21 protein-coding genes and 1 other annotated feature are annotated in these 25,468 nt (G+C 47.4%); of the genes, 14 read left to right on the top strand and 7 right to left on the bottom strand.

The window, feature by feature from the left end; genetic code table 11:
- Positions 1-16: 16 nt before the first annotated feature.
- On the bottom strand, positions 17-2,500 hold the full coding sequence (locus tag L5M11_RS12250; protein ID WP_263192227.1) for a VolA/Pla-1 family phospholipase: 2,484 nt from the start codon (positions 2,498-2,500) through the stop codon (positions 17-19).
- A 262-nt stretch (positions 2,501-2,762) separates the two neighbouring features.
- Here L5M11_RS12250 and L5M11_RS12245 point away from each other — a divergent pair, with 262 nt between their 5' ends.
- Positions 2,763-3,500, top strand: a complete 738-nt coding sequence (locus L5M11_RS12245) for a YciK family oxidoreductase (protein WP_263192225.1) — start codon at positions 2,763-2,765, stop codon at positions 3,498-3,500.
- Positions 3,501-3,646: 146 nt separating this feature from the next.
- Here L5M11_RS12245 and L5M11_RS12240 read toward each other — a convergent pair whose 3' ends face one another.
- The 6 genes from L5M11_RS12240 to rnm all read right to left on the bottom strand — a co-directional run bounded on the left by L5M11_RS12240 (position 3,647) and on the right by rnm (position 8,607).
- Positions 3,647-4,612 (bottom strand): exo-alpha-sialidase, encoded by a 966-nt coding sequence (locus tag L5M11_RS12240; RefSeq protein ID WP_263184836.1) that lies wholly within the window; start codon positions 4,610-4,612, stop codon positions 3,647-3,649.
- Positions 4,613-4,713: 101 nt separating this feature from the next.
- Positions 4,714-5,589, bottom strand: a complete 876-nt coding sequence (rluB, locus tag L5M11_RS12235) for a 23S rRNA pseudouridine(2605) synthase RluB (protein WP_263192223.1) — start codon at positions 5,587-5,589, stop codon at positions 4,714-4,716.
- Positions 5,582-6,178, bottom strand: a complete 597-nt coding sequence (scpB, locus tag L5M11_RS12230) for an SMC-Scp complex subunit ScpB (RefSeq protein ID WP_011788946.1) — start codon at positions 6,176-6,178, stop codon at positions 5,582-5,584. Before scpB ends, rluB begins: the two co-directional genes overlap by 8 nt.
- Before the next feature lie 3 nt (positions 6,179-6,181).
- A complete protein-coding gene (locus tag L5M11_RS12225; RefSeq protein WP_105252121.1) occupies positions 6,182-6,970 on the bottom strand; it encodes a segregation and condensation protein A in 789 nt (262 codons plus the stop codon).
- Positions 6,971-7,129: 159 nt separating this feature from the next.
- On the bottom strand, positions 7,130-7,750 hold the full coding sequence (locus L5M11_RS12220) for an L-threonylcarbamoyladenylate synthase (RefSeq protein WP_028760994.1): 621 nt from the start codon (positions 7,748-7,750) through the stop codon (positions 7,130-7,132).
- Positions 7,747-8,607 carry an RNase RNM gene (gene rnm / locus L5M11_RS12215; protein ID WP_219253898.1) on the bottom strand — a complete coding sequence of 287 codons (861 nt, stop codon included), beginning with the start codon at positions 8,605-8,607 and terminating at the stop codon, positions 7,747-7,749. Before rnm ends, L5M11_RS12220 begins: the two co-directional genes overlap by 4 nt.
- A 210-nt stretch (positions 8,608-8,817) precedes the next feature.
- Positions 8,818-8,925 (top strand) — a sequence feature (Trp leader region).
- A gap of 98 nt (positions 8,926-9,023) precedes the next feature.
- On the opposite strand from rnm, the gene L5M11_RS12210 reads away from it, so the two are divergent.
- The 13 genes from L5M11_RS12210 (at position 9,024) to fhuF (ending at position 25,404) form a co-directional block, all read left to right on the top strand.
- The gene (locus tag L5M11_RS12210; protein ID WP_263192221.1) at positions 9,024-10,682 is read left to right on the top strand and encodes an anthranilate synthase component 1; all 1,659 of its coding nucleotides are present in this window, start codon (positions 9,024-9,026) and stop codon (positions 10,680-10,682) included.
- A 9-nt stretch (positions 10,683-10,691) separates the two neighbouring features.
- Positions 10,692-11,294, top strand: a complete 603-nt coding sequence (locus tag L5M11_RS12205) for an aminodeoxychorismate/anthranilate synthase component II (RefSeq protein WP_263166032.1) — start codon at positions 10,692-10,694, stop codon at positions 11,292-11,294.
- Positions 11,291-12,337 (top strand): anthranilate phosphoribosyltransferase, encoded by a 1,047-nt coding sequence (gene trpD, locus L5M11_RS12200; RefSeq protein WP_263192220.1) that lies wholly within the window; start codon positions 11,291-11,293, stop codon positions 12,335-12,337. Before L5M11_RS12205 ends, trpD begins: the two co-directional genes overlap by 4 nt.
- A gap of 6 nt (positions 12,338-12,343) precedes the next feature.
- Positions 12,344-13,822: a bifunctional indole-3-glycerol-phosphate synthase TrpC/phosphoribosylanthranilate isomerase TrpF gene (gene trpCF / locus L5M11_RS12195; protein WP_263192218.1), complete on the top strand. Its 1,479-nt coding sequence runs from the start codon at positions 12,344-12,346 to the stop codon at positions 13,820-13,822.
- A gap of 107 nt (positions 13,823-13,929) precedes the next feature.
- Positions 13,930-15,120: a tryptophan synthase subunit beta gene (gene trpB, locus L5M11_RS12190; RefSeq protein ID WP_105252117.1), complete on the top strand. Its 1,191-nt coding sequence runs from the start codon at positions 13,930-13,932 to the stop codon at positions 15,118-15,120.
- Positions 15,121-15,125: 5 nt separating this feature from the next.
- Complete coding sequence (trpA, locus tag L5M11_RS12185; protein WP_263192217.1) at positions 15,126-15,947, top strand: tryptophan synthase subunit alpha; 822 nt, start codon at positions 15,126-15,128, stop codon at positions 15,945-15,947.
- A 246-nt stretch (positions 15,948-16,193) separates the two neighbouring features.
- Positions 16,194-16,625: a glycerate kinase gene (locus L5M11_RS12180; protein ID WP_105252115.1), complete on the top strand. Its 432-nt coding sequence runs from the start codon at positions 16,194-16,196 to the stop codon at positions 16,623-16,625.
- Positions 16,626-16,696: 71 nt separating this feature from the next.
- Positions 16,697-16,981 carry a DUF2798 domain-containing protein gene (locus L5M11_RS12175; protein WP_212600684.1) on the top strand — a complete coding sequence of 95 codons (285 nt, stop codon included), beginning with the start codon at positions 16,697-16,699 and terminating at the stop codon, positions 16,979-16,981.
- A 732-nt stretch (positions 16,982-17,713) separates the two neighbouring features.
- Positions 17,714-19,228, top strand: a complete 1,515-nt coding sequence (locus L5M11_RS12170) for a lysine N(6)-hydroxylase/L-ornithine N(5)-oxygenase family protein (RefSeq protein ID WP_263192215.1) — start codon at positions 17,714-17,716, stop codon at positions 19,226-19,228.
- A gap of 2 nt (positions 19,229-19,230) precedes the next feature.
- Positions 19,231-19,980, top strand: a complete 750-nt coding sequence (locus L5M11_RS12165) for a GNAT family N-acetyltransferase (RefSeq protein ID WP_263192214.1) — start codon at positions 19,231-19,233, stop codon at positions 19,978-19,980.
- The gene (locus L5M11_RS12160) at positions 19,981-21,909 is read left to right on the top strand and encodes an IucA/IucC family protein (protein ID WP_263192212.1); all 1,929 of its coding nucleotides are present in this window, start codon (positions 19,981-19,983) and stop codon (positions 21,907-21,909) included.
- 96 nt (positions 21,910-22,005) lie between these two features.
- Complete coding sequence (locus L5M11_RS12155; protein ID WP_263192211.1) at positions 22,006-24,210, top strand: TonB-dependent siderophore receptor; 2,205 nt, start codon at positions 22,006-22,008, stop codon at positions 24,208-24,210.
- A 123-nt stretch (positions 24,211-24,333) separates the two neighbouring features.
- Positions 24,334-25,404, top strand: a complete 1,071-nt coding sequence (gene fhuF, locus L5M11_RS12150; protein WP_263192209.1) for a siderophore-iron reductase FhuF — start codon at positions 24,334-24,336, stop codon at positions 25,402-25,404.
- Positions 25,405-25,468: the final 64 nt, after the last annotated feature.

Here is a 25,468-nt window from a genome sequence, read left to right as displayed (position 1 = left end):
TCCGATTAAGGCAAGATTAGTTAGGACAAGTCGCAATGACCCCACTGTTTGTCACTAAAATCGTCGCATCGCCCTTACCTGCAGTAGCAGCATAGGTTGCCACTTGAGCCTGCATTTCAACCGTGGCAGCCGCGGCCATACCATCCGTTGATTCCTTTTCTTTAGGATCAACAATCGAACTGTGGTGACCTTTAGCGAAGCGCACAACGCCATGACCTTTGCTCGTGCTATCGGCACAAGGTAGCCCGATGGCAGCGATCAGTGGCTCAGTGCCCGATAATGGGAAGTTATCGACGCGATTAGGCAGCACTTGATCTGCTAAGTTACCGTTACCATCACCCGCCACTTCAATTAAGTGCACAGGTAAGCCTGTCGCTTTTAACATAGCAGCATGGTTAACAGGATCTGCAGAATCTACCGCTGTTTGAACCGCAAAGGCAAACGTCGGAATAAATTGGGCATATACCCCCTGCACCAGTGCCGCATATTCAGGGCTACCAGGCTCATAACCTGCTGTATTAGCCGCATCGACCTGTGCTTGGAAAGTTGCAGATGCCGTAATATTACTAAACAGCACTGGGCCAAAGGTTGCAGAACCTGCGAATGATCCTGCTAATCCACCTGCTGGCGCAACTAAGGATACAGCATTGATAGCATAAGCATTTGGCAAGGCATCGCCAGTTGCAGGATTCTTCATGCCTGTGCTGGCATAGGTCGCAAAATCGGTGCCCACAATGGCGCCTAAACTCAGACCTTGAGCACTGATTTTAGTCACATCAAATACTTGCGGCTGACCTGCTTGTGCTAAGCCCTGTGCTAAGCCCGTAAGAGCAAGACGCACCCCTAAATGGTCCATCGTCGCTTGACGGAAGTTATCTCGCACCGACAAAGTGCTAGAAATATTCACAAACACCAACGGGTTACCATTTTTAAAGGCATCCGGTTTACCGACAACTGCACCGAAGGCAGGATCTGTCGCAGAGACTTCATAAATACCATCACCGTTAGCATCGAATGAACGCGCACCGTGAAGTGGCATATCAATAGCAACAGTCGCAACCCCCATTGCCGCATACGTGCCGGCATAGGCCAATGACATTTCTTTACCGCCACCTAAACCGTGAAGGGCAATTGTTGTTGGCCAACCAGATGTAGGAGGAATAAACTCACGACCTTGCTGTTGATAAAAAGCGGCCAATTTCGTTGCATTGGGCATAGAAATCAGTACAGATACTGTTTCATAACCTTTGATTGCTGGAATAGGATTGAACTTAGTCAGATGTTTGGTTTTATCAACTGCCGTGCCATCGTCTAAAACCCATGTTTTACCCGCCATTAACGAGGGATTAGCTAAAGCATCAGCAGGGTTAGCAATACCATTAGCCACCGCTTGCATACCAAAATTATTCTGGCTGAGGGTGCCCGCTTGCAGTGCAAGTAGCACAGATACAGGGCTATCACCTTGGGCTTTCCAATGACCATTAATTAATGGTTTACCTTCAGCGGATAAACAACCAACTGAAGAACAATCACCGTAAATAGGCAGTTTAATTTTTGCCGTATACACATCAGCCAAGTTTGCGGCAACATAGGCAGCTCCAGCAGCTGGTGTTAAGCCCGCCACTTGAGCCACAGTCAATCCAGTTGGTGTTGGCATCTGGGCAAAGCTTGGTGCATAGGGAGCCCCCTTCGCCATCAGCAATTTGGTGGTTTCATAGACGTTAGCAACAGACTGAGTTGTAAATAAGCCAGAGTAACTGATGGTTAAAGGATCGACCTTATGGGCCGCAGCAATCCCTTTCTCATAACTATTCACTAAGGTTTGCAGCATCAATTGATCTGGTGTTTCTAAAGGTAACGTATTGATATCCAGCTTCAACAAACCATAGGTCGTTGAAGGAGCGATACCACGACCTTCAGAATCTTGAATAAGATTCGTTGTCGCATAAATATAAGATTGCCCAGCTTTGAGTGGCTTAAGCGGAATTATCACCACTTTTTTGCCCGAAGCGGTTGATATAAAGTCAACGCCAAACTGCAACTCAGCACCCACTTTACAGGCTGAAACTGACGGTTTAGCCTTACATTCGGGATCAGATGATAATGCGCCGCCTACTGTGGCTTCAAACATTCTGACAGCACCCGGTTGTGCAACCGATGCCGCCATTAAGGTCAGCGGTGTACCGTCATGTTTTTTCGCCAAATCGATATCAATAGAAATCGGTGATGTTGTCGACCACCCATCTAACGCCCCAAGCGCTATTTGTGGATCAACATAATTGCCCGAGCTTTCACCCGGAATTGATAATGTGCCATCTTTGGTGCCACTGAACAGCAAATCATTCGGTAATGGAACTTTTGAATTAGCAGGGTCGAACACCATGTGCGATTCAGGGATGAGCACTTCTGTCTTATCCTTGAGTTCATTAAAACTGTCCTCACCACATCCTGTGAGGCCCAGTGCAGATGCAATCGCAACACCCAAAATGAGTCTTTTCATCTTTTTTCCCCAAATCTTGTTGTAATAGTTTTGTTTTCCCCAAGAAATTAGTCACAATAGCTTTTAGATCTGTGACCAATAGGGCTTATGTTAGCCCCTAACTCATTTCAAGTTAACGTAAAAATATTGAGTTAGCCACAAGTTTGTCACAAAGATTTTAGCTATTGATAACAAAGTTTCATTCATTTGTTTGAAACATGCGTTTATCACTTCGGCGACTCTAGAAGTGGCGGGCATTCTCGCCAAGAGGAAAAAGAGACTCATGTTGGAATATCAAGCAACAAAAGATTTACTCAAGGGCAAGACGATTTTAGTCACAGGCGCTGGTGCTGGCATAGGCCGTACCGCCGCCATTAAGTTTGCAAAACACGGCGCCACTGTGATTTTACTTGGTAAAACAGTGAAAAAATTGGAAGCTGTTTACGACGTAATAGAACAAGCCGGTTATCCCAAACCTGCCATAGTGCCATTGGATCTTAAGGGCGCAACGGAACAAAATTATCGCGATATGGCCGATACCATAGCCGAGCAATTCGATCATTTAGACGGCTTATTACATAACGCTAGCTTACTCGGTGCCTTAGGTCCGTTTGAACACATAGATATTCCATCACTCGAAGACGTGCTCAAAGTGAACGTCACGGCCCAAGTCATGCTAACTAAAGCATTACTACCTGTGATGCGCCAAGCACCCAGTGCATCTATTATCTTTACGTCGAGCAGTGTGGGTCGTCAAGGCCGCGCCTATTGGGGACCTTATGCTTTCTCTAAGTTTGCCACCGAAGGTATGATGCAAGTTCTCGCCCATGAATGCGATGGCACCTCAGTTCGAGTTAACAGCATCAATCCAGGAGCTACCCGCACTGAGATGCGCGCTAAAGCCTACCCTGCAGAGAATCCACTGGATCTCAAAACCGCTGAAGAGATCATGCCGACCTATCTCTATTTGATGGGTCAAGATTCTAGTGCCGTCAACGGACAGCAGTTTAACGCACAGTAATCGAATCGCTTATTGAGTTTCTGCCTGTATGATTCAGCAATATTAAAGGGCCTATTTATGGCTCTTTATTATTTTAGATATTCTCAAAATGAAACCCAGAACTTGTCGATGATATTAAGAACGACAAAGATACCGCACCGCCAATCCTAGCTTAACTGAATTTTTGCAAAATAAATCATCGTTTTAGCTTTGGCGACTCTGTTTGACTCATCAAGCGAATTTTGTGTATCCAGCTGTGAGTCAGCTAACTCATGGCTGGAGTAATAACTTACCCACAACTCATTTCCGTCAATCACAACGCCCGCATAACTGGTATCGCCCTTCGATGGCAGTGTCAGTAGTTCTTGAACCACGCCAGTATCTGGATGAATTTCAACTAAAGCCGTACGAACTTGCTCATCGTATAAACGCACTACAGCCAACAAACGGGATTGATACATCAACATCACTGGCCCACCAATGCGCTTATCGAGTTCTTGCCATTGCCAATCGGTGAATGGCGCGCGACTGTGGCCGAGTAAACCGACAAATTCTGGGCCCCATACGGGATCGCGCCTCAATAGACAAAAGCCGTTTTCTTGATGAAAAACAATGGCAGTTTCGTTGACATAACCTTGATTATTAAACAGCTTTAGCCAAGTTTCAAACTTCACCCCATCCTCACTCTTATACAAACGGGTATCACCATCAGGCCCAGCGCGATAACCCACGCCATAGAGTGCATTTTGATGCTCGGTTAAGCGCCATAACCAATAGCCTTTATCCGCGACTTTTAACGCATCCGACCACGCTAGCCCATTGGCTGAGCGCCAAAGATATGATTGTAAGCCAGACTTATCGTGTAAAGTCCCGCCACCGAGTAAGAGTAATGCCCCTTGATACTCAATCAGTTTGCCATCGCGTAAATCCGCCTCATCCGAACGGATCAGTGCCACGCTCTGCCAAGTGTCGCCTAAATCCGCTGAGCGTAGAATTCGTAGCGCACCATCGGGTGATACATGGGCAGTCCCTTCACGGAAAACGCAAAACAGTGCCCCCTGAAACGTGATTAAATCGGTAAACGCATTATGGGCAGCGTGTTCCCAAATCCGTTTCACTGAAATTAGCTTCATTCATTCACTCCTCAATCCAACTGAGACTTGTTATAACATAGCTGCAAATAACAGAAAGCAAAAAGGCCGCTAAGCGGCCTTTTTCATTGGGATAAAACAACTTAGCTGCGCTGACGCGATGGCTTAGGTTTTCCCGAACCTGTCACTTTATGCTTACGTACTGCGCGGCGAATTTTGGCACTCTTTACTTGAGCACGGGCTACGCTGTGTTTATCGGCAGCAAGCATAGTGCGGGTTTCCGCTTCTAAACCTGCTAGTTTACGCAAGTAGTTAACTTGCTCCATTGGCAATTCAACCCAGCCACCCCGAGGCAGTGATTTTGGCAATTCAACCATACCGTAACGGATACGGATCAAACGGCTCACCTGCACTTCTTGAGATTCCCACAAACGGCGCACTTCACGGTTGCGACCTTCGCGTAAACACACATGCCACCACTGGTTCATGCCTTCGCCACCCGCTGGTTTGATGCTATCAAACTGCGCAGGGCCGTCTTCTAACATGACGCCAGTACGTAAACGTTGCACTGTCGCCTCAGGGATTTCACCAAAGGTACGCACTGCGTATTCGCGGTCGACTTCGTTCGATGGATGCATTAAACGGTTCGCCAACTCACCATCTGACGTAAACAACAATAAGCCTGAGGTGTTAATGTCTAAACGACCAACCGCTACCCAGCGTGAATCACGCACTTTAGGTAAGCGATCGAATACCGTTGGACGGCCTTCAGGATCTTTACGACTACAAATTTCGCCTTCAGGTTTATGATATGCCAGCACACGGCAAATCACATCTTCGGCAGTCTTTAACGAAATGGCTCTGCCATCGATACGCACTTTAGCATCAGCTTCAATACGATCCCCAAGGCTAGCAATTTCACCATCAATACTAACTCGGCCTGCAGCAATCCATGCCTCCATCTCACGACGGGAGCCATGGCCTGCACGGGCCAAGACTTTCTGCAACTTTTCACTCATTAGTATTTTGCTCTTCTGACTGTTCTGGCGCTGATTTCAAACCTGAAAAAACCGCCTGCAATGACTCAGTATCCGACAGCGGCGGTAAATCCGCTAAGGTATCTAAGCCAAAATATGCTAAAAATTCTAAGGTAGTGGCATATAACGCGGGTCGCCCCGGTACTTCTTTATGGCCAACTACTTTAATCCAATGTCTATCTGACAAACTTTTTATGATATGGCTACTTATAGCCACACCGCGCACCTGTTCAATATCGCCGCGAGTCACAGGTTGACGATAAGCAATCACCGCCAAGGTTTCTAATGTTGCACGCGAATATTTAGGCGCCTTTTCTTGCCACAGAGGCTGCAAAAAAGGACTCAAGACTTCTAAGGTCTGGAAGCGATAACCTCCAGCGACTTTCACAAGTTGCACACCTCTGTCTTGATAATCCTGCTGCAGCTCATCCAATGCAGCTTTTATTTTGTCTCTGGAAACCGTGAAATCCACCAATACAGTGTCTTTCAACATTTTCGCCGACAAGGGTTTCCCCAATACAAACAAACTCGCTTCAATAAGCTGTTTTAATTGAGTCGGATTTATCTGCATCAATTAATAGGCCTTAACGTAAATAGTTGAAAACGGCTCTGTTTGGTACAATTCGACCAATAATTCTTTGACTAATTCCATCAAAGCTAAGAAGGTGACTACCACGCCGGCACGGCCTTCTTCTAGGGTAAATAAACGTTCAAATGCCGTAAAATCTTCCGAGTTCAACATGGCTAAAATCTGGCTCATGCGCTCACGGGTCGATAACTGTTCACGCTTAACATGATGATCTTCATAGGCATCGATACGTTTGAGTACATCACCAAAGGCGCGGGCAATTTCAAACAACGAAACTTCTGGCGGGATCATTAACGGCTTAATGTCGGGTGCTGCCACTGCTTTGGCTTGAAATACATCCCGCTCGAGCCGCGGTAAATCATCGAGTTTTTGCGACGCTTCTTTAATCACTTCATAGGCTTTAAGCTGCCGAATAAGCTGTGCCCGTGGATCTTCCTCAACCTCATCTTCGGCCACCATACGCGGCAGCAGCAAACGGGATTTAATCTCTGCAAGCGTTGCCGCCATCACTAAGTAATCAGCGGCAAGTTCGATTCGAGCCTGAGTCAGCAACGTAATATATTCTAAATACTGCGCGGTGATTTGCTGAATGGGTAAATCGACAACGTCTAATTTTTGCTTACGGATCAAATATAAAAGTAAATCCAATGGCCCTTCAAAGGACTCGAGGAACACTTCCAATGCCTCAGGCGGAATAAACAAATCCAGCGGCATTTCGGTCATTGCCTGACCACGAATAACGGCTAAGGGTAAACTCTGTTGCGTGCCCTGCATCCGCTATTTTGCTCCGTTAACACTGCGCTATCCAACCTAGGCTAACGCCAAACGCGCGATTATACCTGTAAATCTACGGCGATAAAACTGCCAAATGTTGACTACCACTATCCGAATCACTTACCCGCATCCATTAGCGATAAATCTAATGCGGCAAATTTAGAGGAACGGCGTGATATCACCCGCGCCTTCACGTAAAATCTCGGCGCCATCTTCAGACATATCAATCACAGTCGTTGGCTTTTCGCCTAAATAACCACCGTGGATAATCACATCCACTTGATGCTCGAGCAAATCACGAATTTGTTCAGGATCAGACTCGGCAAATTCTGCATTCGGCATCACTAAACTGGTCGACATCAGCGGCGCATCTAAGGCTTCAAGTAACGCCAGTGCGATCACATTGTCGGGCACACGAATACCTATGGTCTTTTTCTTGTCATTTTGTAAGCGACGCGGTACTTCTTTAGTCGCTTTGAAAATAAACGTATAAGGCCCAGGCGTGCAACTTTTTAGGATGCGATACGCCTGATTATCCACTTTAGCGTAAGTCGCAAGCTCGGATAAATCGCGGCACATCAAGGAAAAGTTATGATCGTTCTCAATTTGACGAATTCTCGCCATCCGCGTCATCGCGTCTTTCTCACCAATAAGGCAGCCTAAGGCATAGCCCGAATCTGTGGGATAAACAATTACACCGCCGCTTTTCAATACGGCAACCGCCTGACTTATAAGCCGCGTTTGCGGATTTACTTCATGTACATAAAAAAACTGACTCATGGTCGTTCCATCCAAGATTCCGATTGCCAGACCCAATCAATACCTTGGGGCTGATACAGATTTTTACCTAATTCTATCCAATTGCTCGGAAAGTGAAAATCACTCCCTATCGATGCAAGCAATTGATTTTGTAAGCTCAGCGCCACAAGATTGGCCCTGTCGTCTAACGTTTGCTGGCCGAGTACCACTTCCATGGCATCTCCACCGGCTTCTTTAAATTCACGCACTAAGCGCTTAAGCCACTTAGCTGATAACTTATAACCACTGGGATGCGCCAACACGGCTAATCCACCTGCGTTATGGATGATATCAATGGCACTGGCCATATCACCCCAATTATTAGGCACATAACCAGTTTTACCGCGGGCAAGGTAGCGTTTAAAGACGCTGGGCATATCCACAGCATGACCATTTTCAGCCATCCAGCGAGCGTAATGTCCACGGCTCAATGCCGCATCACCCGCCAACGCCTTAGCACCTTCGTAGGCACCTTCAATGCCAGCTTTAGCTAATCTATGACCAATTTCTTGAGCACGTAATTCACGTAATTCACGCTGGTTTTCTAAAAATGCTAATAACGCTGGATTATCAGCATCGAAGTTAAGCGCCACTATGTGGATATCGTAACTGTTCCAGCGAGTAGAGATTTCCACGCCAGAAATCAATTTCAATGGAGTAGCTTGAGCCTGATTAAAGGCACGGGCTTCAGGTAAACCAGCCACTGTGTCGTGATCGGTAATGGCAAATAACTGCACACCCTTTTCAAGGGCTCTTGCCACCAATTCAGACGGCGTTAACTGACCATCGGACGCGGTCGTGTGGCTATGTAGATCAGCCAATATGCTTTGAGTATTCATGGCGCTATTGTACGCGAACTTGTTAACAAATGCGCTGCTATCTCGTATTTTGTGGCTGAGTAACATCAATTTTATGCATCATTGCAGCGAATAAATCGCAGGAAGTGAAAAATATTCAATTGACATTCAGCTCCAGCTAAGGTTTTCTATACACCAATTACTGAATTAGCGAGACCCTTTTGAATGACACACATTAACGCTTCATTAAACATCATTTGGTGGTGGCACTTCCCAACGTAGCGGGTGGTGTGAAGCTCTGTGCTCATTTGAAAGTGACCAGAATCAACAAGAAGCCCGCAGAAATGCGGGCTTTTTTGTTAGGTGCGAAAAATGTCGGCAGACTCGGGTAAAAAAATTAAGAAAGCGAGATAACTCATGATGTTAAAGACATTTTATAAGGTAGCTGGAATATGAACATGCCCAAACAGACATTCGCACGCTCAAGCACACTCAAGGCGGCATTAACCTACCACAGCGATCCACTACGCTTATATCAGCACATCACCCAAGATGCGCCCCATACTATGTTGCTCGAATCGGCCGAAATCGACAGTAAAGATCACTTAAAAAGCATGGTGATGACCCATGCCGCCATGATGATCCGCTGTGACGGTTATCAGCTGACCTTCACTGCACTGACCGACAATGGCGCGAGCTTACTTGATCCCATCGAACGCTTTTTTAGCCCGACCGCCCACTGCCAAAGCGCGCAATCCACCTTAGTGGTGACACTACAAAAAGACACTCAATTGCAGGATGAAGATGCACGCTTAAAATCGACCTCGCCACTCGATGGTCTACGGATGTTTATACAGCAGATTGGTTGTGGCGCCCATACTGACAGCCAGACCAAGCCCGCCTTTGAGGATCTGTTTTTAGGTGGCGTGCTGGCCTACGACTTGATTGATACTGTCGAACCACTGCCCGCCGTACCGAACCGCGATAACGATTGTCCAGACTACTTATTTTACCTCGCCGAAACCTTAATCCTTATCGATCATAAACTGAAACAAGCCGACATCATTACCCATAACTTCAGTCACGATTCAGCTCAATATGCCGCCATCACCGCAGCGCTAAGCGAGCGAGTTCAGCAGTTAAGCACACAATGTAAAACTCTGGGTAATTCACCTGCCGATATACCGACACTGGTCGCCATCGACGCAACTGAGCAAGTCAATATTTCCGATGAGGTGTTCAAACAAACCATTATCGATTTGAAAGAACACATTATTGCGGGCGATATTTTCCAAGTAGTGCCATCCCGTAGCTTTAGTTTGCCTTGCCCGAATACTTTAGGGGCTTATCGTGCCCTGCGCCTGACTAACCCTAGCCCTTACATGTTTTATTTCAGGGGCCATGATTTCACGCTTTTTGGTGCCTCACCAGAAAGTGCGCTCAAATTTGATGCCAGCAGTAATCAAGTCGAAGTCTATCCGATTGCTGGCACCCGTAAACGCGGTAAAACCGCCACGGGCGAGATTGATTTTGACTTAGACAGCCGTATTGAACTTGAACTGCGTTTAGATAAAAAAGAACTGTCGGAACACTTAATGCTGGTCGATTTAGCTCGCAACGATATCGCACGCATCAGCCAAAGCGGCAGCCGCAAAGTCGCCGAACTATTAAAAGTTGACCGTTATTCCCATGTGATGCACCTCGTCAGCCGTGTAACGGGTCAACTGCGTCAAGATTTAGATGCCCTGCATGCTTATCAGGCCTGTATGAATATGGGCACATTAGTGGGCGCACCAAAAGTACGTGCATCACAACTGGTACGCCAAGCAGAAAAAGCCCGTCGCGGCAGCTATGGCGGCGCTGTGGGTTACCTTAATGCCCTTGGTGACATGGACACTTGCATCGTGATCCGCTCCGCCTTTGTCAAAAATGGCACCGCCTTTATTCAAGCGGGCGCTGGCGTGGTATTTGATTCTGATCCACAAAGCGAAGCAGATGAAACCCGTCAAAAAGCCCAAGCCGTGATTTCGGCCATCAAGATGGGCGCTGGACTGCTAGCAAATGAATCGTCAGCTCAATCCACTTCAGCACAATCCTCTTCAGTGCAATATAAATAGGAGCCAAACATGAAACTCTATCTACTCGATAACTTTGACTCCTTTACCTATAACTTAGTGGATCAATTTCGCAGCCTTGGCTGTGAAGTGGTGATTTACCGCAACGATGTTGCCGCCGATTATATAGCTGAAAAACTGCTTAACGAACAAGAGCCTGCAGCCCTCGTGTTATCACCAGGACCAGGTGCGCCCCATGAGGCAGGTTCTATGATGGCACTTATCGCCAAAGTTGCGGGTAAGGTGCCTATGCTGGGTATCTGCCTTGGGCATCAAGCTATGGTGGAATATTATGGCGGCACAGTGGCACGCGCACCTTTTGTGGTACACGGCAAGGCAAGCCCCACTTTCCATGACGGTACTGGCGTATTTGCTGGTTTGCCTTCTCCCCTGCCCGTTGCCCGTTATCACAGTCTCGTCGCCACTCAAGTACCGGATTGCTTGCAAGTGATCGCAACCACTGACGCTATGCCGATGGCAATTTTGCACCCGCAGCATAGAGCCGTTGGGTTTCAGTTCCACCCAGAATCGATTCTGACGACGTTGGGCAGCACACTGCTCATTCAAACCTTGGCATTTCTGACCCAAGACATGACAGCAGGAGTAAATGCATGAGTACAAACCATATTCAGCCTTTACTCGATGTTTTATACCAAGGTAAGAGTTTAAGTCGCGAGCACACCGCCGAACTTTTTGGCGCGTTAATTCGCGGTGAAATGAGTGAAGCCACTATGGCAGGCATGTTAGTCGCGCTCAAGATGCGCGGCGAAACCATAGATGAGATCAGCGGCGCCGCCGATGCCATGCGCGCCGCCGCCAAGACGTTTCCCTACTCGAATGGCGATAACCTTAGCAATGGCATCGTTGACATAGTTGGCACCGGTGGCGATGGCTTTAATACCATTAATATTTCCACCACTGCGGCCTTTGTTGCCGCGGCGGCGGGCGCCAAGGTCGCCAAACACGGCAATCGTAGCGTGTCGAGTAAATCGGGTTCATCGGATCTATTGGCGCAGTTTGGCATTGACTTAACCATGTCACCAGACACCGCCAGTCGTTGCCTCGACGCATTGAACCTGTGCTTTTTATTTGCGCCCCACTACCACGGCGGAGTAAAACATGCGGGGTCGGTCAGGCAAGCACTGAAAACGCGCACCTTATTCAATGTGTTAGGGCCACTTATCAATCCTGCCCGCCCCGAATTTATGTTACTTGGCGTTTATAGCCCTGAGTTAGTCTTACCGATAGCGAAAGTATTAAAGGCGCTTGGCACAAAACGCGCTATGGTAGTGCACGGCAGTGGTTTAGATGAAGTCGCGCTGCACGGCAACACCCAAGTGGCCGAATTAAAAGACGGCGACATCATAGAGTATCAACTCACGCCCGCCGATTTAGGTGTGCCTTTAGCACAAATCAGTGACTTAGAAGGCGGCGAACCCGCGCAGAATGCCTTGATCACCGAGGCAATTTTAAAAGGTTACGGCACAGATGCGCATGCCAATGCGGTCGCCATTAATGCAGGTTGTGCTTTATATGTGTGTGGGATTGCTGATTCAGTGAAAACAGGAACCTTACTTGCGCTCAGTACCATACAAAGCGGTAAAGCCTTTGAATTACTAAGCCAATTAGCTAAAGTCAGCAGTGAAACAAAGGAATAAGTGGCAATGACTCAAGAACTGATAACAAATAGCCAAGATATGAGAACTCAGCCACAGGCAGAAACAAACCCTATGCCAAAAAGTAATGTGTTAACCCGTATAGTCGACACCAAAGCTGCCCATATTGCCGCCCTGAAGCTGCGTTTCCCCGAGGCCAGTCTGTCGCCAAAAATCTCTGACCGCAGTTTATTTGCCGCACTCAAGGCGCCCAAGGCGGGTTACATTTTAGAATGTAAAAAAGCCAGCCCGTCCAAAGGGCTTATCCGCGATGTGTTTGATGTAGAAGCCATTGCCGATATTTACGGAAAATATGCGGCGGGCATTTCGGTATTAACCGACGAGCAGTTTTTCCAAGGGGATATGGACTATATCCCTAAGGTGCGCGCTCGGGTGAACCAACCTATTCTGTGCAAAGATTTTTTTGTCGATGAATACCAAATTAAACTCGCCGCCCACCAAGGTGCCGATGCCATTCTGTTAATGCTATCCGTACTCGATGATGCGCAATATCACCGCCTAGCGAAAGAAGCCGCTAAGTATCAACTCGATGTGCTGACCGAAGTCAGTAACGAAGAAGAACTTAAACGCGCCATCGCATTAGATGCGCCGATTATCGGGATCAATAACCGTAACTTAAGGGATTTGAGTACCGATCTCGCCACCACAGAAACGCTGGCGCCACATATTGGCAGCGACCGCGTGGTGATCAGCGAATCAGGCATCTACAACAATCAGCAAGTACGCCGCCTGAGTCCACTGGTTGATGGTTTCCTCGTCGGCAGCTCAATTATGGCCGAGGCTGATATCGACTTAGCCTGCCGTAAATTGATCTTCGGTCACAATAAAGTCTGCGGCCTCACCCGCATGGAAGATATTCGCGCCGCAGCAACAGCAGGCGCCGTCTATGCCGGGCTGATTTTTGCCGAAAAATCCCCGCGCGCGTTAACCCTTAACGCCGCTGAACAATTGCTCAGGGAATATCGCGCATCCGCGGCTCCCGCCATTGAATTCGTCGGTGTGTTTGTTAATGCCGCGCCAAGCACCATTACGGATACCGCAGCCAGTTTGCAGTTATCTGCCGTACAGCTGCATGGCACTGAAACTGAACTTGAAATCGCACAACTCGCAGAGCGACTTGAGCAAGCGGGACTCACTACTCAAATTTGGAAAGCCGTCAGCGTCGATGCGCAAACGGGTGAGCTTGGTAACTTACCTCAGGGAGCATCGCGATATCTCTTTGATAGTAAAACGGCAGACCAATTTGGCGGCTCGGGCCAAGCCTTTAATTGGCAAAGCATTGATGCGAAATCCCTCTGCCCACAAAAAGCCCATGCCATGTTGGCGGGCGGACTCAACGCCGACAATGCGGCCAGTGCTAATGCCCAAGGATTTTACGGTTTAGATTTTAATTCTGGCCTAGAAACCGCCGCAGGAATTAAATCGGCGCAACTGATCCAAACGGCTTTTGCCCATTTACGTCTCTAAATGGCGAGATAAAACATTCATATCTGTGGCTCAGCTAAAGCAATGCATTTAAACATGTTTGAGCGTAAAGCCATTGATAAATAGATTGATAAGATAAGGAAAAAGGTATGTCAAAGTTAAAGCTTAACCCTTATTTCGGCGAATACGGCGGCATGTATGTGCCACAGATTTTAGTGCCAGCCCTTAAGCAATTAGAAACTGCCTTTGTGGAAGCGCAGGAAGATGAAGACTTTAAAGCCGAGTTTACCGATTTATTGAAAAACTATGCGGGTCGCCCAACAGCACTGACCTTAACCCGCAATTTAAGCCCAAATCCTATGGTGAAAATCTACCTTAAACGGGAAGATTTACTCCACGGCGGCGCCCATAAAACCAACCAAGTGTTAGGCCAAGCCCTGCTGGCTAAGCGCATGGGTAAAAAAGAAATTATTGCCGAAACCGGTGCAGGACAACACGGCGTTGCCACCGCCCTTGCCTGCGCGCTGTTAGGCTTAAAATGTAAAGTCTATATGGGCGCGAAAGACGTTGCGCGCCAATCACCGAACGTATTTAGAATGCGTTTGATGGGCGCGGAAGTGATCCCTGTCACCTCAGGTTCTGCCACCCTAAAAGATGCCTGTAACGAGGCGATGCGCGACTGGTCTGGCAGCTACGAAAAGGCCCACTATCTCCTAGGCACAGCTGCGGGGCCACATCCGTTCCCAACCATAGTGCGTGAATTCCAACGCATTATTGGTGAAGAAACCAAGAAGCAAATGCTGGAACGTGAAGGTCGCCTGCCCGATGCCGTTATCGCTTGTGTTGGCGGCGGTTCCAACGCTATCGGCATGTTTGCTGACTTTATCGACGAACCAAGTGTCGAACTGATTGGCGTCGAACCTGCGGGTAAAGGCATAGACACGCCAATGCACGGCGCGCCGCTTAAACACGGTAAGACAGGTATTTTCTTCGGCATGAAAGCGCCTTTGATGCAAGACAGCGAAGGGCAAATCGAAGAATCTTACTCGATTTCAGCCGGATTGGACTTCCCCTCCGTTGGCCCGCAGCACGCGCATCTTAATGCTACAGGCCGCGCCCGTTATGAATCGGCTACCGACGATGAAGCCTTAGAAGCCTTCCAACAACTGGCGCGCTGTGAAGGGATTATCCCCGCATTAGAATCGGCGCATGCTATCGCCTATGCCGTCAAAATGGCGCGCGAGTGCACCAAAGAAACCATTTTAGTGGTCAATCTTTCCGGTCGTGGCGACAAAGATATTTTCACCGTTTCTGACATTTTGAATGGTAAAGAGGAATAATAAACATGAGTGACACGTCTACCAACACTGGTCGTTACCAAGCCATCTTTGCCAAACTCAACGCCGAAGGCCGTGGCGCTTTTGTCCCCTTCGTTACCCTTGGCGATCCTAGTCCTGAGTTATCGCTAAAAATTATCGATACCTTAGTGCAAAACGGCGCCGATGCCTTAGAACTGGGCTTTCCATTTTCCGATCCCTTGGCCGATGGCCCAGTGATCCAAGGCGCTAACCTGCGTTCTTTAGCCGCAGGCACGACTCCAACGGCGTGTTTTGAATTACTGGCGCAAGTGCGTGCAAAATATCCTGAACTTCCAATCGGTTTGCTGCTGTATGCGAACTTGGTGTTTGCTAATGGCATAGATGCGTTTTACGCCAAAGCGCAACAAGCGGGTGTGGATTCAGTGCTTATCGCCGATGTGCCAGTGGAAGAATCCGCACCCTTTAGCGAAGCCGCTAAAGCCCATGGTATTGCGCCGATTTTTATCGCGCCGCCCAATGCCGACAGTGAAACCCTTGAGCAAGTGAGTAAAAGTGGTGAAGGTTACACCTATCTCTTATCCCGCGCGGGAGTCACAGGCACAGACACGAAAGCTGGCGTGCCGGTAGAGGAAATTTTATCTAAATTAAAAACCTTTAACGCCCCACCACCGCTCCTCGGTTTTGGTATTGCCGAGCCTTTACAGGTAAGCGCCGCCATCAAAGCGGGCGCTGCGGGGGCGATTTCTGGCTCTGCCGTAGTAAAAATCATCGAAACCCACCAGCACGATGAAGCTAAGCTACTGGCGACACTTGGCGATTTTACTCGCGCTATGAAGGCTGCAACCTAAGCGAGTCTTGATTTAACTAATCCAATATAAATCAAGAATTCAATTACAAATAAAATAAGTGAGGTAGACTCATCGCCTCGCTTATTTTGTTTATATTTACCAAGCTCTATGTTTATTCAGCCTTTATCTCCCTCAAACATAATCTATCAAGGCAATACTGACACTCACCCAGTACTACACTGACAGCGTATTTATTTAGTCACAGTTCCTCGATAGAATGCCCTATCGAAGAAAAACGGACTTTTTATGCAGTATCGGATCTATATTCTCGAATTAACGCCTTGGGGCTGTGGTTTTGAAGGTGAAGTTGCAGGTAAATGCGATAATGGTGCGCCAATTTGGTTTTACTACCAAGGTAGCGATCAGCAGGCCGAAATTCGCTTTCCGGTTAACCAATGGGTCACAGTTGAATTGCTTGGCCGATTAGCAAGTGCCAGTCTTCAAGCTGATATGATTAAACAAACGCCACACCAGCATCTGAAATTCCCGCTGCATAACTGTCACTTTGAAGCTTCAGGACAAATCATCGACATCAGCCAAACACCCGAAGATACAATTTACCTGTTGCAATCAAACCTACCGCTCCCCTTTGATAATGAACTTGGGAAATCCCCTATCTCGCTAGGCCATTGGGTCAATGTAACAGGCGAGCTTTGGGTAACAAATTGGATGAATTGAGTCGATAAAAAAAGGTATAGTGCTAGCCTGTAACAAATCATTCGCCTGATACATATCCATTAGAGGATCCGATGACCATTTCTAAATCTTTACCCGATGACAAACCTCGTACTTTTTTGGGGACACCCAAATTACCGGCAAAGTATGCCACTGTGGTGATGCCATTTTTTCTCTCTATTCTCATGAGTTGTATCGTTTCTGGGATCAGCACTTTCAATGGCGTTGGCGCTTCACCGCAATTTCTCGAACTCTGGCTCGGCGCTTGGCTGATCTCATGGGTTGTCGCCTTTCCGACACTGCTGATGGTGTTACCTTTGGTGCGTAAAATCACAGCTCATTTTGTCGATTTACGCTAGTTTTACGACTTAATCTTCCGATTTAACTATTTTATTTCAAAGCCGTTTTAGGACGGCTTTATCTTGAACTCCTTCTCTTATGCGTACAGCGACTAAAAATTACATCGATAATTGCTCGATCTGTTACCCTGCCCATATTCACTTAAACTAAAACAGTACGACCTACACCATACCAATCGTATTAAATCAAAGCGCTCATTGAGCCTCCTGTCCACGCTTTACAATGGATTTACACTGACCGTTTAGCGGCACCTATGTTTATTGTATAAGGATGACATGACTCCCACCTAAATCAATTTTCCTCTGCTCTCGAACCAACTCAAGCATTAATGTAACCCACTGTATTTATATCTTTTATAAAAATAGAGCTCGTAAAACCCTAAATGATATATCCCCAAAACGCTGCCTAATTATCACCCCTTTATCATTTACTTATTTGTACCATTAACCGTATCCGCCCCCCTTATTTATCAGTTAAAAGTATTAACCTACAGCCCACCCAAATGAGAATGGTTTGCATTTGAATATTTTCACATGCTAATTTACCTACCGTTGTCGGGACAGAGACAGCAGGAAATGGCCTAAGGACTGAGCTAAAAATAGCGAGTTGATCAACGCAAGATAAATAGCCAAACAGTCTATTTTGATAACCGCATTCACTTTGGTTTGTGTCCTTAGGTAACTGATTACTGGATCGGCAACGCGCAGTAGCATGTTGCCAAGGAGGCGTAAGTGAGTACACAGCAAAGGGAAATGGATCGCGAAATCTTTGATCTACTTGGCATAGGCATTGGCCCATTCAATCTTGGCCTCGCCGCCTTATCAGAACCTATTGACGGCTTTAACTGCTTATTTTTAGATGCTAAAACCAGTTTTGACTGGCATCCAGGCATGCTACTCAAATCCTCAAGATTGCAAACACCCTTTATGTCGGATCTGGTGACTATGGCCGATCCCACCAGCCGCTACAGCTACCTTAATTTTGCCAAGCAAACGGGCAGACTTTATCCCTTTTATATTCGTGAGAATTTCTTTTTACCCCGCCACGAATACAACTTGTATTGCCAATGGGTGAGCCAACAACTCAGCAACCTTAAATTTGGTTTTAAGGTCACTCAAGTGGATTACAACGCAGGTGAAAGTATTTATCGAGTTACAGGTTTTGATAGGCGCAGTGGTAAAACCCATTCCTATCAATGCCGAAAGCTAGTGCTAGGCACTGGCACTGAACCTTATCTACCAAAGGATTGCCCAATCCAAGATGCACGGGTCATGCATACCGCCAGTTATATGCAGCAAAAAACCTACCTGCAAAGTCAGAGTGCCATCACAGTAATTGGTAGTGGCCAGAGTGCGGCGGAAGTGTTTTACGATCTACTGCAAGATATTGATACCTATGGTTATCAACTCAATTGGATGACACGATCAGCGCGTTTTTATCCCTTGGAATATACCAAGCTTACTTTAGAGATGACCTCGCCAGATTATGTCGATTACTTCCACGAGTTGACCCCTAATCAAAGATGCTCACTGATCGCCAGCCAGAAACAGCTCTACAAAGGGATAAATTCTGAGCTGATAAACGACATTTACGATTTGTTATATCAAAAACGCCTATTGGCCGATTTTCAATGCCGACTGATGACGAATGCGGCGCTGACTCATATCGAGCCCCAAGCCAATATGCTCAAGTTGCATTTCCACCACAATGAAAAAAATCACACCTTTGAGCAAGAAACGGGCGCCGTCATTTTAGGCACAGGTTACCACTATCGTTTACCCGAGTTTATCAGTGGTATTAAACAACAAGTCGAATTCGATGACGCCGGACAACTTAGCGTGCAGCGTGATTACAGCATAGATATTCGAGGGGATATTTTTGTCCAGAATGTCGGTTTGCATACCCATGGGATAAGCTCTCCAGATCTGGGTATGGGCTGTTATCGCAACGGCACCATCTTAAAAGCTGTGCTCGGTTATGCGCCCTACCACATTGAGGAACATATCGCGTTTCAAACCTTCGATCCGGCCAAACTTGCCAGTCATCAGCCCTGCGGCGCCAATGCAATTAACACGCTGGATCTTAATCCAAGACATTTTCCTAAGGCGCCGCACAGAAAAACTCAAGTTGATACGCCACAAACTATCCCTCCAACCAAGATTCCAAGTTCTGGCACAAGTTCAACCGTGAGTTCAGGCGCGGGAACCAATATGCCGGTCTTAATGGCGCCGAACCAGGAGGCATAATAATGGCAAGCCAATTTAGCAACCATTGTTTAACGCAACTATCCGCTATTTCGAGCATTAATGGTTTTCAGTTCAGAGCGTTAGACCTTACACAAGACATCCCAACACTACAGTCTTGGTTTAACCAAGATTACGCCAAGTTTTGGGGTATGCAGGGCTTGAACCTTGATGCCATAAAAAATCTGTTAGCAACAACAGAGCACAAGTTTGCCTTGATAGGTGAATGGCAGGCCAAAGCGCTATTTATGGTGGAACTCTACGATCCCGTCCACGATGAAGTCGGCCAGCACTATCGTGTTGCGCCGGGTGATTGTGGTATGCATCTGATTATCGCACCGCCAGATGGCAAACCCGTCAGCGGCTTATCCTTGAAGGTGATGGATGCGATAGCGCAGCTCGTGCTTGAAAAACTGGCCTTTAATCGCCTAGTGGTTGAACCCGATCAACTCAATAGCAAAATTCATCGCTTAAATAGCCTGATAGGCATTCGCTATGAAAAAGCGATTCAGTTAAACACTAAAGCTGCTTTCCTCGGATTTTGCACTGCGGTCCAGCGCCTTCAACCATCGAGCACGCCCTCTTTGACGAGCCTAGCCCAAACAACCTTAGCCCTGCCAAGTTCAGCTCAGTCAACGCCTGCTCTGCCAAACTTAGCAGAACAATACTTATCAAGCCCAACCCTAGCAAAGCCAAGCTCGCACGCGGCATCTGCAATCTCTCCCATGACATTATCGACTCTTCAGGTGAATTAGATGAACTTACCCACAAAAGCCTTATTAATTAACCCATTGCCAACGCAAGATCATCATGTTCAAGCAGTACATGCTCAACAAAGCTCGGCGCTGTCGACAACATCGACTTCTATGCCAGAGCATTTAACCCCCGCCTATTGGCAAGCGGCTAATCGTCATTTAGTGAAGAAAATCCTCTGCGAATTCACCCACGAGAAGCTCATTACGCCGACCCTATACGGGCAAAAAGCGGGGCTCAATCACTATGAACTGCGGCTCAAAGACAGCACTTATTATTTTAGTGCGCGGCACTATCAGCTCGATCATCTTGCGATTGATGCTGATTCCATCCGCGTTTCACTTGCAGGACAAGAGCAAATCCTCGATGCGATGTCGCTGATCATTTCCCTTAAAAATGACTTAGGGATCAGCGAAACCTTACTACCAACCTATTTAGAAGAAATCACCAGCACCCTTTACAGCAAGGCGTACAAGTTAGCGCATCAGGCGATTCCCGCCGCCACTCTGGCGCGAGCTGATTATCAGAGCATAGAAGCGGGCATGACAGAAGGTCATCCGGTGTTTATTGCCAATAATGGCCGGATTGGTTTTGATATGCAGGATTACCGTCAATTTGCCCCAGAAAGCGCAATGCCGATGCAGTTAGTCTGGCTTGGTGTCCGCAAAAACAAAACCACGTTTGCCGCCCTCGAAAACTTGAGTCACGACGCATTACTAAAGGAAGAGCTTGGCCAACAGTTCACTGACTTCCAACAACGTCTTAAAACACAGCAGCATGATCCACAGGACTTCTACTTTATGCCAGTGCACCCTTGGCAGTGGCGTGAAAAAATTGCCCGCGTCTTTGCCGGCGACATAGCCCGTGGCGATCTGGTTTATCTTGGTGAAGGCAATGAGCAATACCAAGTGCAGCAATCGATACGCACTTTCTTCAATCTTGCATCACCGCAAAAGTGCTACGTCAAAACCGCGCTTTCTATCCTAAATATGGGCTTTATGCGTGGTCTATCGCCCCTTTACATGAGCTGCACACCGCAGATCAATGCTTGGGTTGCAAACTTGGTTGAAAACGATCCTTACTTTGCCCAACAAGGCTTTGTGATCCTGAAGGAAATTGCCGCAATAGGTTATCACCACACCTATTACGAGCAGGCTCTCACCCAAGATAGCGCCTACAAAAAAATGCTCTCTGCCCTGTGGCGCGAAAGCCCACTGCCACACATTGATCCTAAGCAAAATCTGATGACCATGGCTGCGCTACTGCATACGGATCATGAAGATAAGGCCCTTATTGCAGCCTTGATAGCCGCCTCAGGTTTGCCAGCAAAAGACTGGCTGAGCCGTTACCTCAACTTGTATTTATCGCCGCTGTTACATGCCTTTTTCGCCTACGATCTGGTCTTTATGCCCCATGGTGAAAACCTGATCTTAGTGCTCGATGAATATGTGCCAGTCAAGATTTTGATGAAAGACATAGGTGAAGAAGTCGCGGTACTCAATGGCGCGAAGCCGCTACCTGATGATGTAAAACGCCTTGCAGTAAGCCTTGAAGAAGAGATGAAGCTTAACTACATCTTACTGGATATTTTTGACTGTATTTTCCGCTACTTAGCACCGCTGCTCGATGAGCAAACCAGTGTCAGTGAAAGCCAATTCTGGGAGTTAGTGGCAGACAATGTACGTGATTACCAAGCCCAGCATCCACATTTGGCCGACAAGTTTGCCCAATACGATCTGTTTAAGGACAGCTTTGTACGCACGTGCCTCAATCGTATCCAATTGAATAATAACCAGCAAATGATAGACCTCGCCGACAGGGAGAAAAACCTGCGTTTCGCCGGCGGCATCGACAATCCCTTGGCGGCCTTTAGACAAAGCCATGCCTTTAAGCGCCCTATGCTTAGCAGCGCTGAGCAAAGGAAACGTTAACACACCACAAAGTGGATAACCCCGAAACTTTAGCATGGGCCAATGTTGGCCCAGCTTGTTTAATCCCCAACCTAAACGGAATTAAAGATCAACATTATGAAGACTTTTCCTCTCTCCAGCATCGCACTCGTCTGTCGGCAAGCCCTCGTTAACCCGAAGCTATTGCTGTGCTCAGCCATGTTCGCCACGGTTCCCTATGCCACAGCTGACACTGTCGATGCGGATAGTAAAACTAAAAAGCACCAGAAAGAAATTGAAGTCATCAATGTCTTTGGCGCTAAGGATTTACACGACAACCGTTATAAAACCCAAGCAATGAACACGGCAACTGGGCTCGATTTATCCTATCTAGAAACGCCGCAGTCGGTCACGTCTATCACCCGCCAAATGATGAATGATCAACAGCTTAATAGCGTGATTGATGCCATGACCAGCGTTGCGGGGATCAATGCCCGCCCAATGGATAACGACAGATACAGTATTAGTGCCCGCGGCATTGCCGTGACCAGCATTTTGTACGATGGCGTACCCACCACCTACGACACCCGCTTCAACTATGGCGATAATCTGATCGACACCGCCATCTACGAGCGAGTAGAAGTGGTACGCGGCGCGACTGGCCTCATGACGGGAGCCGGTAATCCCTCGGCGGCCATTAACCTTATCCGTAAACGCCCAACTCAAGAGTTTATGGGCAACACCTCGTTAAGTGTGGGCTCATGGAATAATGTGCGTGGTATAGTCGATGTTTCCAGCGGCTTAAATGACTCGGGTTCTGTGCGCGGTCGCGTGGTGGCCGCCTATCAGGATAAAGATTCATTCCAAGACAGGTACGAGCAGCAGCGCACAACGCTATACGGCATAGTCGAAACCGATATTGGCGATAGCACCTTATTCACCCTTGGTGTCGATTACCAAGATGCTACGCCGAGCGGCACTATGTCGGGCGGTTTACCGCTATTTTACAGCGATGGCAATCGCACTAATTATGATCGTGCCACTTCAACGGCGCCCGATTGGGGCTCGGCGCATACCCAAGGCCTCAACACCTTTGCGAGTCTCGAACACAGATTAGATAACGGTTGGAACCTAAAAGGGACTTACACCTACGGCGATAACTCATTGGAGTTCGATGTACTATGGGCCACGGGATATCCTGATCCTGTAACCAATATCGGCGCCACTGCAGGCTCTATCGCCTATGTCGACGGCAGTCGCACCCAACACAATGTGGATTTGCGCGCCGAAGGACAATACCAACTCTTTGGTCAGGAACATCAATTGATGTTTGGCTGGAATGGCCAACGCCAAGAGTTCGCCAATCCCTACTATTATCCCACTGCGGCAGTACCGCCTTTGGGGGATTTTCGCGATCCGAACTTCCAATATCCAAAACCTCAATGGAAGGAAACCTATACCACGGGTTCATTTGGCGAAACCAAACAGAGTGCAGCCTATGTGGCGACTCAGCTTAATCTCAGCGACGCGTTAGCTGTCATCGTCGGATTACGCCTCAATGAGTGGGAAACCGACCAAGATAATTTTGGCAGCCGTTACGATTTCAACATCAGCAACGAACTCACGACTTACTTCGGCCTCACCTACGCCCTGACCGAGCAATATTCGCTCTATGCCAGTTATACGGATATTTTTGCACCGCAAACTAAGCAAAGAATCGATAAAAGCTACCTAGATCCAGTCAAAGGAAAAAACTACGAAGGCGGGATTAAGGCGAGCCTGTTCGATGAGGCTTTAGATATGTCGCTGTCGGTGTTTGAGATCAGGCAAGACAATGTCGGAGTCAGCACTGGCGATGTGATCCCAGGAACAACAACGCAAGTGTATGAAGGCGTAAACGGTACAAAAACACAGGGATTCGAATTTGAATCGACGGGTAAAATCACTGATGACTGGAATCTTTACTTAGGTTACACCCAGTTCACTAGCGAAGATCCTGAAGGCAAACGTATCAGTACCACTTCACCACGCCAGCAATTAAAACTCTTCACCACTTATACCTTTGGCGGTGATTGGCATAAATTGCAAATAGGTGCGGGGGTTAACTGGCAGAGCCGCGTCTACCAAACAGTTAATTCGCCACTTGGCAAAGTCGAAGTAGAGCAAGGCTCTTACGCGCTAGCGAGTCTAATGGCGAGTTACGCCTTCACCGAGCAACTTAAGCTCAGCGCCAACCTGCACAACGCCTTAGATAAAAGCTACTACAGCCAAGTCGGTCAATATAGTCAATTCCAATACGGTACGCCGCGAAGTGCCAGCTTAACCTTGGACTATCGCTTCTAAGTCAGACTTTTATTGAGATAGTTCGAAAACCCTTGTGAGCCCAAATCTTGGGCTCGCAAGGTAATCATTTACATGGACTTATCGATAACCGCGGCAATCAATCACAGCCATTAAGGAGTCACTATGGCAAGCCAACGGAGAGACACCAGACTGCAAACATTGTGCGATATCTCGCCAAGCCACAACGCGTTGAATCAAACTATTTTGTCACTCAATCAGCTGTTACATCAACGGGCACCCTTCTATGGCGAGCACCTTCGCGCAACGCAGTCCACTACTGGGCTCAGTTTTGATGAATGGAGTAACGTCGATACTTATCAAAAACTCATTGCACGTTTTGCCATCGCACACCCTAGCGCAGAAACTCAGAGTGAAACTGAAGCTATAACTGAAGATGAAACCGAGGTTAGTAAAACAGCTGCAACCAGCCGAGCGCACGCTTTGGTCAGTAAAAGCGCTACGGCCAGTAGAAAAGACACTCGCAAAGCGCTGCATTCACTTTGGGGTCAATGGTATTTTGGCCTTTTAGTTCCGCCTGTGATGGAGTGGATTTTTAACGCAAAAAAAGCCGATTTCGAGCCTATTCACTGGCAGCCACAGTCCGTTTTTATGCAGGTACACGCCAGTGGCCGAGTGGCAAAATTTGAATTTAAAATAACAAAGCAACAGCCAAATACCGCTTTGACCTTTAAAAAACACCACGGCATCGAACCACTTTTCCAAATAAACACTAAGCCAAGTTTCAAGACAGACACTAAGGTACACTCGCCATTAACCTCATATAAGCCGCCAGTTGATAAAGAACTCGCCCTACAAGGCCTTATCTTAAACTTACTGCAACCGAGTGTTGAGCGACTACTCACTTTGAGCCCCGTGCCCGCTAAATTATATTGGAGTCACTTAGGCTATCTGATCCACTGGTATCTAGGAGAGTTGGGATTATCTCAGCAACAAAGTCAGCAACTTAAGCAAGCTCTGTTTCGCAGAACGACCTTTTTTGATGGCACCCAAAATCCACTGTATAACAGCATCAATTTGATTGTTGAACCCAAAGAAGGCAGCACAAACATCCACTGCATTCGGCGTACTTGCTGCCTAAGGTATCAACTCGCCAACACTGGCCAATGCCACGATTGCCCACTACTAAGTCGCCCTAACGCTAAGACAAACGCAACCAAACAGGCACAAGTCTAACTTGCCCATTAAACCCATTTAATGGGCAAGATCGCAATCCTAGGCCCATGGTGCTTTTGCCCTT

It is taken from the genome of Shewanella sp. SM87 (genome assembly GCF_025653705.1).
Taxonomy (GTDB): Bacteria; Pseudomonadota; Gammaproteobacteria; order Enterobacterales; family Shewanellaceae; genus Shewanella; species Shewanella oncorhynchi.
The sequence above is the reverse complement of the archived record's forward strand: the minus strand, read 5'-3'. Positions and strand labels throughout refer to the sequence as shown.